The sequence below is a fragment of the Pseudomonas sp. UBA6310 genome (assembly GCF_002438225.1).
GTDB lineage: Bacteria > Pseudomonadota > Gammaproteobacteria > Pseudomonadales > Pseudomonadaceae > Pseudomonas_O > Pseudomonas_O kuykendallii.
Window position 1 is genome coordinate 82,619 of the sequence record NZ_DJTK01000067.1, and the last position, 13,045, is coordinate 95,663.

The window sequence follows — 13,045 nt, forward strand, 5'->3', positions numbered from 1 at the left end:
CGGGTGGAGGCATTCCAGGTGGTTAACGGACGGGCGACCCGTCCGGACCTCTCCGAAGAGAGGCAGAACGGCTTACTTCAGGCTGACCTTTAGCGCTTCCGGCTTGCCTGGCCGCTGGGCCAGGGCTTCGCGTTGCTCTTTCAGCGCGGAGAGTGTCTGCTCGCTGGCCATCGGCACGGTTTCCGGGTCCACCGGTGCACCGGGGAATGCCCGCTGCAGGCCGTTGACGACGATCCGCTCACCCTTTTCCAAGCCCTTGCGGACGATCCGCAGACCTTCCAGCTTGGGGCCCAGCTCGACCGGCCGGTAGGCGACCTTGCTGTCGGCATCGAGCACCAGGACGAATTTCTTGCCGAGGTCGGTGCCCACGGCGACATCCTGGATCAGCATGGCGTCGTAGGTGTTGCTACCCACCAGCTTGAGCCGCGCATAGAGGCCCGGGGTGAACTGGCCGTCCTTGTTGTCGAACACGGCGCGACCACGGATGGTGCCGGTGCGCGGGTTGACCTGGTTGTCGAGGAAGTCCAGCTGGCCCAGATGCGGGGTGCCGTCTTCGCTGGTCAGGCCCAGGTAGACCGGGCTGGCATCGCGGGTGTCGGCGCCGCGGCTGCGGGCGAGGGCGGAATACTTGAGGAAGGCGCGTTCGTCGGCGTCGAAGTAGGCATACACCTTGTCGGTCGAGACCAGCGAGGTGAGCAGTGACTGACCGGCATTGACCAGGTTGCCCGCGGTGATCTCGGCGCGACCGACGCGACCGTCGATGGGCGCGGTGACACGGGTGAAACCGAGATCAAGGCGGGCGTTTTCCAGTTGCGCCTGGATGGCCGCGACCGCGGCCTTGGCCTCGGCAGCGGTGCTGGTGCGGGCGTCGGCGAGCTCGGCGGAAATCGCGTTGCTCTGGCGCAGACGGTCGCCGCGACGGGCTTCGTTATCGGCGCGGCTCAGCGCGGCGCGGGCTTGTTGCAGTTGCGCCTGCAGGCGTTCGACCTCGGCCTGGAAGGGGCGCGGATCGATCTGGAACAGCAGGTCGCCTTTCTTCACCAGCGAGCCTTCCTCGAAGGCCACCTTGTCGACGTAACCGGAAACGCGCGGGCGGATTTCCACCGACTCGGGGGCTTCCAGGCGACCGGTGAACTCGTCCCACTCGTTGACCGGTTGTTCGATCACCTCGGCGACGCTGACTTTCGGCACCGGCATCTGCTGGGCGGTTTCCGTGTTCTTGCCACAGGCAGTCAATACCAGCAGAGCCGCGAGGCTCAACGGCAGGCGCCAGAGTGAATTGCTTGACTGTTCCATAGGGTTGCTCCGCCAGACGATTGCTGAATGGAGCGGAGTCTGCTTCGGAGGCCACGGCTAGGCGAATCGAACGAGCCGAATGTGATTATCGATATGGCTGATGGATACATCTCGCGATATCGATAGTTCCATCACAGGTGTTTCCGCGCGCATCGAATCGCCCGCTGTTGCCGGTCAGAGGCTGTCCGGATCACCGATGAACATCTGGATGCGCGAACGCAGCCAGCGTTCGGCCGGGTCGTTGTCCTGGGCGCCGCGCCAGGCCATCGACAGCTCGAAGGAGCGGGTGCTGTCGAACGGCAGCGGCTCGACACGCAGCCCGCCTCCGGCGGCCATCACGTCGGCGGCGTAGTCCGGCACGGTGGCGATGATGTCGGTGCCGGCGATCAGCGTGCTCAGGCCGTTGAACTGAGGCACGGCGAGCACCACGCGGCGCTTGCAGTCGACCAGTTCGAGTTCCTCGTCGATGAAGCCGTTGAGGTCCCCGGCGAACGAGACCATCGCGTGCGGCCTCGAGCAGAAATCCTCCAGCGTCAACGGGCCGGGAATCGAGTCGGCGCGCAGCACCTTGGGTTTGCTGCGGCGCAGGACCTTGCGCTTGGCGTTGGCCGGCAGCTCGTCGGTGTAGCTGACGCCAACGGAAATCTCGCCCGAGGCCAGCAGGTTCGGCATCAACAGGTAGTTGGCGCGACGCACCACCAGCACCACGCCGGGGGCCTCGGTTCGGATGCGGCGCAGCAGCGGCGGCAGCAGGGCGAACTCGACTTCATCGGAGAGGCCGATGCGGAACACCAGGTTGCTGGTGGACGGCTCGAACTCGCTGGCACGGCTGACCGCAGTGGAAATCGAATCCAGCGCCGGCGAGAGCAGGGCGAAGATTTCCTGCGCCCGCGCGGTCGGCTCCATGCTGCGTCCGGTGCGCACGAACAAGGCGTCGTCGAACAGGCTGCGCAGGCGGGAAAGCGCCGCGCTGATCGCCGGCTGACCGAGGAACAGCTTCTCCGCGGCGCGGGTCACACTGCGCTCGTGCATCAGCGTCTCGAAGACGATCAGCAGGTTGAGGTCGAGGCGACGCAAGTCGTTGCGGTTCATTCCCTTCACTCGCGGCACAGGGTCTAGGCGGGGCTCCCGGACGTACGCCGGGCGTTTTTTTCGTTTCGGCATCTTACTCAGCCGGGCCTGGATTTGAAGGCTTTTTTGCAGCCTGCCGGCACACCGAATCACTGCCAGGCATGACCACTATCGATGCCGACAGGTAGAGTTGCCTCCCTTCAACGGATAAAGTCCGTAGGCATTGAGAGTGAATTCGAGGTATGCGATGAACCGCGTGATCCGTTTCCACCAGTTCGGTCCGGCCGATGTGCTGAGGATCGAAGAACAGTCTGTTCGCCAGCCGAATGCCGGTGAAGTGCTGGTGCGTGTCGAGGCGATCGGCGTCAATTGGGGCGATGTGCTCTGGCGCCAGGACCTGGCACCGCAGCATGCGCAACTCCCCGCGGGGCTCGGCAGCGAGCTGGCCGGCGAGGTCGTCGCGATCGGTAGCGAAGTCACTCGTTTCAAGGTCGGCGACCGTGTCGCGAGCTTCCTGGGCCACAGCGTCAACGAGTATCCGGCGTATGGCGAATGCATGCTGATGCCGAGCACTTCGCTGACCCATTATCCGGACGTGCTCAGCGCCGAGCAGGCCGCGGTGCACTACATGCCGCTGCTGATCGCCTACCTGGGCTTCACCGAGCTGGCGCGAATGAAGGCCGGCCAGCGGGTACTGATCACCGACGCCAGCCACTGTTCGGGGCCATCCTCGATCCAGATGGCCAAGGCGCTGGGCGCCCAGGTGTTCGCCACCAGCGACACCTCGGACGATCGCGATTACCTGATCGGCCTCGGCGCCGACAAGGTCATCGCCACCGAGGAAGAAGATCTGGTCGGACGCCTCAAGAAGCTCACCGACGGGCACGGCGTGGATGTGGTGCTGGATGCCTGCGGCGGCCCGCAGATGGGCCTGCTCGGCGACATCATGGCGCCGCGCGGCAAGCTGATCCTCTACGGACTGAACGGCGGCAACCAGACGCCGTTTCCGGCCTGTGCGGCGTTCGAGAAGAACTTCAAGTTCTTCGTGCACTGCCTGGTGGATTTCACCGGCAGCCCGGAGCTGGGCATCCAGCCGGACCACGAGGTAGTCGAGCGGGCGCTGGCGCAGATCAACCAGCTGACCCGCGACGGTCTGCTGCGGGCGAACATCGACAAGGTCTTCGCGTTCGACGACGTGGTCGCGGCGCACCAGTACCTGGAAAGCGGCGACTGCCGCGGCCGGGTCGTGCTGAAAGTCTGATGCGCGTTTCCTGACGCAGAATGCCGCCTTCGGGCGGCATTTTTTTGCGCACCGGAAGCCGCGGTGGCCCGGACGGCGGCGCCTGACGGCTGGTCGTCCGGGCGAAACTTTTTTTCGCCCGGCCCACTCCTCATAGGACGTGAGAAACGAGGAGAGCGACATGCCGAGGGTAATCTGGAAGGGCGCGGTGAGTTTCGGCCTGGTGCACATTCCCGTGGCGCTGGTGCCGGCGACTACGCGCCAGGGCGTGGACTTCGACTGGCTGGACAAGCGCAGCATGGACCCGGTGGGCTACAAGCGGATCAACAAGGTCACCGGCAAGGACATCGAGAAGGAAAACATCGTCAAGGGCGTCGAGCTGGAGAAGGGCAACTACGTGGTGATCAGCGAGGAGGAAATCCGCGCCGCGCACCCGAAAGTCACCCAGACCGTGGATATCGTCGCCTTCGTCGATGCCGAGAAAATCCCCTTCCTGTTCATCGATACGCCGTACTACCTGACACCCGACCGCCGCGGCGAGAAGGTTTACGCGTTGCTGCGCGAGGCGCTGGTAGCCACCGGCAAGGTCGGCCTGGCGAATGTCGTGCTGCACACCAAACAGCACCTTGCGGTGGTCATGCCACTGGGCGAGGCGCTGGTGCTCAACACCCTGCGCTGGGCCGACGAGGTCCGCGGGATCGACGCACTCGAACTGAAGGACGAGGCGATCAAGCCCGACCTGGCCAAGCGTGAACTGGACATGGCGACCCGGCTCATCGAGGAAATGAGCGAGGACTGGCAGCCGGAACAGTACAAGGACACCTTCCAGGAACAGATCATGGCGCTGGTCGAGCAGAAGGCGAAGGAGGGCAAGGTGGAAGCCGTCAGCGAGCCCGACGAAGACGGTGGCGAGCGTCGCAGCGCCGACGTGATCGACCTGACCGAACTGCTCAAGCGCAGCCTCGGCGCCAAGCCCGCCGCGAGCAAGCCGGCGGCGAAGGCGGCGCTAAAGAAAACCGAAAAGACCGAGAAAGCCGAAAAAGCCGAAAAACCGGCGCGCAAACCGGCGGCCAAGACGGCGACGAAACCGGCCGCAAGCCGTACAACGAAGAAAAAGGCCAGTTGAGCGGGCGGCTGTCGCAGAATGGCCGAACGCCCGCGCCGCAGAGGCCTCGCCGATCCATCGGTGGCAGCGACGGGCGTCGCGCAGGAGGAACTTTTGTCAGGCCTCCCGTTCGGAATTAACAGGGTCGCAGCGCACCGCGGCCATCTCTTTTCAGCCTCTCCTACCGCCTTCAACGATCAGCTTCTTGCCAGGGCGGCAGGCGAAGCAGTTCACCCGATGCGCCATTCAGGAGTCGCTCGATGCCAGATGCTCCCATCCACGATCCACGCGAACAGGGCACGCTGCTGACGCTGGATCGCGCCCTGCAACTGCCACGAATCGCCATCGAAGCGTGTCAGCCCACGCTCGATGAGGGCCGTTTCGCCGCCAAGACCATCGCCGGACAACCGGTGATCGTCGACGCGAAGATTTTCGCCGATGGCCACGACAAGCTCGGCGCCTGCATCGCCTGGCGCGCCGACGACGAAACCGAGTGGCATCGGGTGCCGCTCGCCGAGCTGGGCAACGACGCCTGGCAGGGGCACTTCACGCCGATCCGCGTCTGTCGCCACCATTTCGTCGTCGAAGCCTGGTGGGACCTGTTCGAGTCCTATCGCTACGAGTTGAGCAAGAAGCACGCAGCCGGCGTGTCCATCGACCTCGAAATCGAGGAAGGTCGCGCGCACCTGATGCGCGTCTTCGGCTTCGCCCAGGGCCAGGCCCGCGACGTGATCAGCGGACTGCTGGACAAGTTCGGCACGGCACCGGACCAGACCGCCAGGGTCGCCGTGCTGCTCTCCGACGAGGCGGCGCAGGCGATGGCCGAGGCGGACGAGAAGAAGCACCTGGTGCGCAGCAACGTGTTCCCGCTGGAGGTGGAGCGTACGCAAAGCCAGTTCGCCAGCTGGTACGAGCTGTTCCCGCGCTCGCAGACCGACGACCCGGCACGCCACGGCACCTTCAACGATGTCATCGGCCAGTTGCCGCGCATCCGCGACATGGGCTTCGACGTGCTGTACTTCCCGCCGATCCATCCGATCGGCCGGGCGCATCGCAAGGGCCCGAACAACTCCCTGTTCGCCGGGCCGGACGATCCCGGCAGCCCGTATGCCATCGGTAGCGCCGAAGGCGGCCACGAGGCGATCCACCCGCAACTCGGCAGCCGCGAGGATTTCCGCGAGCTGGTGGCCGCGGCGGCCGAGCACGGGCTGGAGATCGCGCTGGATTTCGCCATCCAGTGTTCCCAGGACCATCCCTGGCTCAAGGAGCATCCGGGCTGGTTCGCCTGGCGTCCGGACGGGACCATCCGCTACGCGGAGAACCCGCCGAAGAAGTATCAGGACATCGTCAACGTCGACTTCTACGCCGAAGACGCCATGCCCGACCTGTGGATCGCCCTGCGCGACGTGGTGGCCGGCTGGGTGGAAGAGGGCGTGAAAATTTTCCGCGTCGACAATCCGCACACCAAGCCGCTGCCCTTCTGGGAGTGGCTGATCGCCGATATCCGCCATAAGCATCCCGAGGTGCTGTTCCTCGCTGAGGCCTTCACCAAGCCGGCGATGATGGCGCGCCTGGGCAAGGCCGGCTTTAACCAGAGCTACACCTACTTCACCTGGCGCACCACTAAGGACGAGCTGACCAGCTACTACACCGAGCTAAACCAACCGCCGCTGCGCGACTGCTACCGACCGAATTTCTTCGTCAACACGCCGGATATCAACCCGGTGTTTCTGCATGAAAGCGGGCGCGCCGGATTTCTCATCCGCGCCGCCCTGGCGACCATGGGCTCCGGCCTGTGGGGCATGTATTCCGGCTTCGAGCTGTGCGAGGCCGCGCCGATACCGGGCAAGGAGGAGTACCTGGACTCCGAGAAGTACCAGCTGCGCCCGCGCGACTACACCGCGCCCGGCAACATCAGCGCCGAGATCGCCCAGCTCAACCGCATTCGCCGGCAGAACCCCGCGCTGCAGACGCACCTGGGCTTCCAGGCCTACACCGCCTGGAACGACAACATCTTCTACTTCGGCAAGCGCACGGCGGATCGCTCCAACTTCATCCTGGTCGCCGTCTGCCTCGATCCGTTCAACGCCCAGGAAGCGCACTTCGAGCTGCCGCTCTGGGAACTGAGCCTGCCCGACCATGCCGACACCCACGGTGAAGACCTGATGACCGGCCACCGCTGGACCTGGCACGGCAAGAACCAGTGGATGCGCATCGAACCCTGGCACCAGCCGTTCGGAATCTGGCGCATCAGCGCGAACTGAACCCAACCGCCTCACAGCGAGATTTCGGGCGCCCCGCGCCCGGCCAAGAAGGAAAGCCACGATGGCGAAGCCCAAGAAAAGCCCACGTTCCCGCAAGCCTGCCGCGTTCATCGACGATCCGCTCTGGTACAAGGACGCGGTCATCTACCAGGTCCACGTGAAATCCTTCTACGACTCCAACAACGACGGAATCGGCGATTTCCCCGGCCTGATCGAGAAGCTCGACTACATCGCCGAACTCGGCGTGAACACCATCTGGCTGTTGCCGTTCTACCCCTCGCCGCGCCGCGACGATGGCTACGACATCGCCGAATACCGCGGCATCCATCCCGACTACGGGACCATGGCCGACGCCCGCCGCTTCATCGCCGAGGCGCATGCCCGCGGGCTGCGGGTGATCACCGAGCTGGTCATCAACCACACCTCGGACCAACACCCGTGGTTCCAGCGCGCGCGCAAGGCGAAGAAAGGCTCCAAGGCCCGCGATTTCTACGTCTGGTCCGATACCGACCAGAAGTACGACGGCACGCGGATCATCTTCCTCGATACCGAGAAATCCAACTGGACCTGGGACCCGGTCGCCCAGCAGTACTTCTGGCACCGTTTCTATTCGCACCAGCCGGATCTGAACTTCGACAACCCGCAGGTGATGAAGGCGGTGATCTCGATCATGCGCTACTGGCTGGACATGGGCATCGACGGCCTGCGCCTGGACGCGATTCCCTACCTGATCGAGCGCGACGGCACCAACAACGAGAACCTGCCGGAGACCCATGCGGTGCTCAAGCAGATCCGCGCCGAGATCGACGCCAACTATCCGGACCGCATGCTCCTGGCCGAGGCCAACCAGTGGCCGGAAGACACCCAGCTGTACTTCGGCGACGGCGACGAGTGCCACATGGCGTTCCACTTCCCGCTGATGCCGCGGATGTACATGGCGATCGCCCAGGAAGACCGCTTCCCGATCACCGACATCCTGCGCCAGACCCCGGAAATCCCCGCCAACTGCCAATGGTCGATCTTCCTGCGCAACCACGATGAGCTGACCCTGGAAATGGTCACCGACCGTGAGCGCGACTACCTGTGGAACTACTATGCCGCCGACCGCCGCGCACGCATCAACCTGGGCATCCGCCGCCGCCTGGCACCGCTGCTGGAGCGCGACCGCCGGCGCATCGAGTTGCTCAACAGCCTGCTGCTGTCGATGCCGGGCACCCCGACGCTGTACTACGGCGACGAGATCGGCATGGGCGACAACATCCACCTGGGCGACCGTGACGGCGTGCGTACGCCGATGCAGTGGTCGGTGGACCGCAACGGCGGCTTCTCGCGCGCCGACCCGGCCAGCCTGGTGCTGCCCTCGATCATGGATTCGCTGTACGGCTACCAGGCGATCAACGTCGAGGCACAGTCGCGCGATCCGCATTCGCTGCTCAACTGGACGCGGCGCATGCTCGCCGTGCGCAAGCAGCAGAAGGCTTTCGGCCGCGGTACGCTGAAGATGCTCGCGCCGAGCAACCGGCGCATCCTCGCCTACCTGCGCGAGTTCGACGGCCCCAACGGCGAACACGAAACCATCCTCTGCGTGGCCAACGTGTCCCGCGCCGCCCAGGCCGTGGAGCTGGACCTTTCTGCGCTGGAAGGCCGGGTGCCGGTGGAAATGCTCGGTGGCAGCGCCTTCCCGCCCATCGGTCAGTTGCCGTACTTGCTGACGCTGCCGCCTTATGGCTTCTACTGGTTCCTGCTGGCCTCCGAAGCGACCATGCCGAGCTGGCACCAGGTTCCGGTCGAAACCATGCCGGACTTTCCGACACTGGTGCTCAAGCGCCGCGTCGAGGAACTGCTCGAGGAGCCGTCGCGCGGCGTGCTGGAAGGCACTTCGCTGCCGGCCTATCTGCCCAAGCGGCGCTGGTTCCCCGGCAAGGATTCGGTGATCAGGAACGTCAGGATCGCCTACGCGACGCGCCTGAACGACGGCCCACGGCCAATGCTGCTCAGCGAGATCGAGGTGGAAACCGATACCGCCACCAGCCGCTTCCAGCTGCCGCTCGGCTTCCTGCCGGAAGAGGAATTCGGCGCCGCGCTGCCGCAGCAACTTGCGCTGGCGCGGGTGCGCCGCGGTCGCCAGGTCGGCCTGCTGACTGATGCCTTCACCCTGGAGAGCTTCGTTCGTTCGGTGCTCCAGGCGTTGCGCGGCGAGCAGCAGGTGAGCAGCGAGGCCGGCGAAATCCGCTTCGTGCCTACGCCGCAGCTGGCGGCCATCGAGGAACCCGCCGAGTCCGGCGTGCGCTACCTCTCCGCCGAGCAATCCAACAGCTCGGTGGTGATCGGCGACTCGATGGTGCTCAAGCTGTTGCGCCGCGTGTCCGCTGGTGTGCATCCGGAACTGGAGATGGGCCTCTACCTCACCGCCGGGGAATTCCCCAACATCGCCGCGGTGCTGGGCGAAGTCCAGCGCATCGACGCCAACGGCGAAGGCCACGTGCTGATGATCCTGCAGCGCTACATGGCCAACCAGGGCGATGCCTGGGAATGGACGCAGAACAGCCTGGAACGGGCGATCCGTGATGAGATCGCTGGCGGGCTCTCCGGCCACGAGAACCAGTACAGCACCCTCGCGGAACTGCAGGACTTTTCGCGCCTGCTCGGGCAGCGCCTGGGCGAGATGCACAAGGTACTCGCCGCGCCGACCGACAACGCCGACTTCAAGGCGGAGCCGACCAGCAAGAAGGACGGCGCCGCCCTGGCGAAGAGCATTCGCCAGCAGCTCGAACATGCGTTCTCCCTTCTCGAAGGCCGCAACGCTGTCGACGCGGAAACCGGCGAAGCCATCGCCGCGCTGCTCAAGCAGCGCAAACGCCTGCTCGGCGCCGTCGATACGCTGGCCAAGCGGGCGGTGGGCGGCCTGCGCATTCGTGTGCATGGCGACCTGCACCTCGGCCAGGTGCTGGTGGTGAAGGGCGATGCCTACTTCATCGACTTCGAGGGCGAGCCGGCCCGGTCGCTGGCGGAGCGTCGCGCCAAGCACAGCCCGTACAAGGACGTCAGCGGCATCCTGCGCTCGTTCGACTACGCCGCCGCGATGGCGATCAGGAGCACCCATACGGCGGACGTTTCCGCCGAGGCGGATGCCGCCCGACGCAAGATCGCCGAGACCTATCGGCAGACGGCTGGTCTGGTTTTCCTCGAAGCCTACCGAGCCGCCGCTGCCGATTTGCCGCACGCGTGGTCAGAGGAGGGTGGAGACGAGGCTGCGCTGGTATTGTTCAGCCTCGAGAAGGCCGCTTACGAGATTGCCTACGAAGCCGAGAACCGCCCGGCGTGGTTAAGCGTGCCGGTGCAGGGCCTGCTCGACCTGGCGCAACAGCTATCCGATGGAGACACCCACTCATGAGTGACCGCCCGGCCATTTCCCTCCCAGGGGTCGGCCTGCTGCCCGACGATTCCGCCGTGGAGGCGCTGATTCGCGCCGAACATGGCGACCCGTTCTCGATTCTTGGCCCACACCCGGACCGCGACGGGCTGATCATCCGCGCCTACCTGCCCAACGCGCTGGGGGTGGATGTCCTCGAACGCGACACCGGTAACCGCATCTGCGCGATGGACCAGGCGCAGGCTCCCGGCCTGTACTTCTGTCGCCTCGACATCGCCCAGCCGTACCTGCTGCACATCCGCTGGGCAACCGGCGAGCAGATCACTGAAGACCCCTACAGCTACGGCGAGCTGCTCGGGGAGATGGACCTCTACCTGTTCGCCGAAGGCAATCACCGCGACCTCGGGCGCTGCCTCGGCGCGCAGGTGGTCACGCTCGGCGACGTCGAAGGCGTGCGCTTCGCCGTGTGGGCACCCAATGCCCGGCGGGTCTCGGTGGTCGGCGCCTTCAACGGCTGGGACGGTCGTCGCCACCCAATGCGCCTGCGCCATCCGAGCGGGGTATGGGAGATCTTCATCCCGCGGCTGCAGCCCGGCGAACCCTACAAGTTCGAGCTGCTCGGCCAGGACGGCGTGCTGCCGCTGAAGGCGGACCCGATGGCGCTGTCCACCGAGACGCCGCCCAGCACCGCGTCCATCGTCGCCGCGCCCTTGCGCCACGACTGGCAGGACCGCGAGTGGATGGACCAACGCGGGCAGCGCCAGGCGCTGAGCGCCCCCTTGTCGATCTACGAACTGCACGCCGCCTCCTGGCGCCGCGAGGGCGGTGACGAAGGGCGCCTCTACAACTGGCGGGAACTGGCCGAACGGCTGATTCCCTATGTCCAGGAAATGGGCTTTACCCACATCGAACTGCTGCCGATCATGGAACACCCGTTCGGCGGCTCCTGGGGTTACCAGCCGCTGTCGCAGTTCGCCCCGAGCGGACGCTTCGGCACGCCACAGGACTTCGCCGCCTTCGTCGACGCCTGCCACGGTGCCGGCATCGGTGTGATTCTCGACTGGGTGCCCGCGCATTTCCCTACCGACCCGCACGGCCTGGCGCGTTTCGACGGCACCGCGTTGTACGAGTACGAAAACCCGCTCGAAGGCTTCCACCAGGATTGGGAAACTTACATCTACAACCTCGGCCGCACCGAGGTGCACGGTTTCATGATCGCTTCGGCGCTGCACTGGCTGAAAGATTTCCACATCGACGCGTTGCGCGTGGATGCGGTGGCCTCGATGCTCTACCGCGACTACTCGCGCAAGCAGGGCGAATGGGTTCCGAACCGTTTTGGCGGGCGCGAGAACCTCGAAGCCATCGACTTCCTCCGTCACCTGAACGATGTGGTGAACGTCGAGGCGCCCGGCGCCCTGGTGATCGCCGAGGAATCCACCGCCTGGCCGGGCGTCAGCAAGCCGACCTCGGAAGGCGGGCTGGGCTTCGATTACAAATGGAACATGGGCTGGATGCACGACAGCCTCAAGTACATCGAAGAAGATTCGATCAACCGGCGCTATCACCACGACAAGCTGACGTTCGGCCTGCTGTACGCCTTCTCCGAACGCTTCGTGCTACCGATTTCCCATGACGAAGTGGTGCACGGCAAACGTTCGCTGATCGACAAGATGCCCGGCGACCGCTGGCAGAAATTCGCCAACCTGCGCGCCTACCTGTCGTTCATGTGGACGCATCCGGGCAAGAAGCTGCTGTTCATGGGCTGCGAGTTCGGCCAGTGGCGCGAATGGAGCCACGACCGCGAACTGGACTGGTACCTGACGAAGTACGCCGATCACCAGGGCGTGCAGCGCCTGGTCAGCGACCTCAACCGGCTGTATCGCGAGCAGCCCGCGTTGCACGAGCGCGACTGCGATGCGGAAGGCTTCCAGTGGCTGATCGGGGACGACTCGGGGAATAGTGTTTACGCCTGGTTGCGCTGGAGCCTGGCGGGCGAGCCCTTGCTGGTGGTCGCCAACTTCACGCCGGTGCCACGTCACGGTTATCGCATCGGTGTGCCGCGTGAAGGCAACTGGCAGGAGCTGTTCAACAGTGACGCCGAATGCTACGGCGGCTCGAACCTGGGCAATTCCGGTGCGATCCTCGCCGAAAGCATCGACAGCCATGGCGAGAAGCAGTCGCTGTCACTCAATCTGCCACCGCTTGGAGTGCTGATCCTGCGCCCCGCCTGATCGACTGCCTCGCGCGCCGGGCTGGCGCGCCTTCCGCTGAAAAGCAAACGCCGGACATGATCGTCCGGCGTTTTGCATTTACGGATGGGTCGGAATGGAAGGGCGAAAGCCCGACCGTGAACACGGCCGGACAGAGGCTTAAAGGCTGTAGCTCATCTGCTTGCGGAGTTTGGCAACGGACAGCTCCTGGCGAATCTCCAGGACCAGCTGGGAAATCGCACGGATGCTGCCGTAGCGTTCGGGCGCGATGGCCGTGACCACCAGTTGCGGTTCGCCGCTCTGCGCGTGGAACAGACGGACAGTAATGCCCTGTTCCTCTTCCTTGCATTCGCAGGCAAGCGGTACGAAGGACAGCTCGATGATTTGCCGCGCCTCCTGAAAAGAGATCGTCATCATGTTGGCTCACCCACGTTCGTAGTGTCCAACAAGGCTAGCCGTATTTGGTGACATTTCAACGAAGCGAAG

The 13,045-nt window shown here is 64.9% G+C and carries 8 protein-coding genes; 5 read left to right on the forward strand and 3 right to left on the reverse strand.

Translation table 11 applies throughout. The features are described from left to right. Nucleotides 1-72: 72 nt before the first annotated feature. Together mexE and B3E91_RS16560 are read right to left on the reverse strand one after the other, a co-directional pair. Nucleotides 73-1,296: a multidrug efflux RND transporter periplasmic adaptor subunit MexE gene (gene mexE / locus B3E91_RS16555; RefSeq protein ID WP_287030550.1), complete on the reverse strand. Its 1,224-nt coding sequence runs from the start codon at nt 1,294-1,296 to the stop codon at nt 73-75. A gap of 174 nt (nt 1,297-1,470) precedes the next feature. Then, nucleotides 1,471-2,388: a LysR family transcriptional regulator gene (locus B3E91_RS16560; protein WP_090230784.1), complete on the reverse strand. Its 918-nt coding sequence runs from the start codon at nt 2,386-2,388 to the stop codon at nt 1,471-1,473. 226 nt (nt 2,389-2,614) lie between these two features. Here B3E91_RS16560 and B3E91_RS16565 point away from each other — a divergent pair, with 226 nt between their 5' ends. From B3E91_RS16565 to glgB, 5 genes are all read left to right on the forward strand, one after another. Then, nucleotides 2,615-3,628: a zinc-dependent alcohol dehydrogenase family protein gene (locus tag B3E91_RS16565; RefSeq protein WP_287030551.1), complete on the forward strand. Its 1,014-nt coding sequence runs from the start codon at nt 2,615-2,617 to the stop codon at nt 3,626-3,628. A 160-nt stretch (nt 3,629-3,788) separates the two neighbouring features. Continuing rightward, on the forward strand, nt 3,789-4,733 hold the full coding sequence (locus tag B3E91_RS16570) for a Ku protein (protein ID WP_287030552.1): 945 nt from the start codon (nt 3,789-3,791) through the stop codon (nt 4,731-4,733). Between the two features lie 239 nt (nt 4,734-4,972). Then, nucleotides 4,973-6,976 (forward strand): alpha-1,4-glucan--maltose-1-phosphate maltosyltransferase, encoded by a 2,004-nt coding sequence (locus B3E91_RS16575; RefSeq protein WP_287030553.1) that lies wholly within the window; start codon nt 4,973-4,975, stop codon nt 6,974-6,976. A gap of 61 nt (nt 6,977-7,037) precedes the next feature. After that, nucleotides 7,038-10,370 carry a maltose alpha-D-glucosyltransferase gene (gene treS, locus B3E91_RS16580; protein WP_287030554.1) on the forward strand — a complete coding sequence of 1,111 codons (3,333 nt, stop codon included), beginning with the start codon at nt 7,038-7,040 and terminating at the stop codon, nt 10,368-10,370. After that, entirely contained in the window at nt 10,367-12,580 is a 2,214-nt protein-coding gene (gene glgB / locus B3E91_RS16585; protein ID WP_287030555.1) for a 1,4-alpha-glucan branching protein GlgB, read from the forward strand. Before treS ends, glgB begins: the two co-directional genes overlap by 4 nt. Before the next feature lie 138 nt (nt 12,581-12,718). Here glgB and B3E91_RS16590 read toward each other — a convergent pair whose 3' ends face one another. Next, on the reverse strand, nt 12,719-12,976 hold the full coding sequence (locus B3E91_RS16590) for a DUF1652 domain-containing protein (protein WP_287030557.1): 258 nt from the start codon (nt 12,974-12,976) through the stop codon (nt 12,719-12,721). Between the last annotated feature and the right edge of the window lie 69 nt (nt 12,977-13,045).

Coding starts and splice junctions, on each gene's coding strand:
- glgB (WP_287030555.1), top strand. CDS start 10,367: ATGAGTGACCGCCCGGCCATTTCCCTCCCAGGGGTCGGCCTGCTGCCC.
- mexE (WP_287030550.1), bottom strand. CDS start 1,296: ATGGAACAGTCAAGCAATTCACTCTGGCGCCTGCCGTTGAGCCTCGCG.
- treS (WP_287030554.1), top strand. CDS start 7,038: ATGGCGAAGCCCAAGAAAAGCCCACGTTCCCGCAAGCCTGCCGCGTTC.
- B3E91_RS16565 (WP_287030551.1), top strand. CDS start 2,615: ATGAACCGCGTGATCCGTTTCCACCAGTTCGGTCCGGCCGATGTGCTG.
- B3E91_RS16560 (WP_090230784.1), bottom strand. CDS start 2,388: ATGAACCGCAACGACTTGCGTCGCCTCGACCTCAACCTGCTGATCGTC.
- B3E91_RS16575 (WP_287030553.1), top strand. CDS start 4,973: ATGCCAGATGCTCCCATCCACGATCCACGCGAACAGGGCACGCTGCTG.
- B3E91_RS16590 (WP_287030557.1), bottom strand. CDS start 12,976: ATGATGACGATCTCTTTTCAGGAGGCGCGGCAAATCATCGAGCTGTCC.
- B3E91_RS16570 (WP_287030552.1), top strand. CDS start 3,789: ATGCCGAGGGTAATCTGGAAGGGCGCGGTGAGTTTCGGCCTGGTGCAC.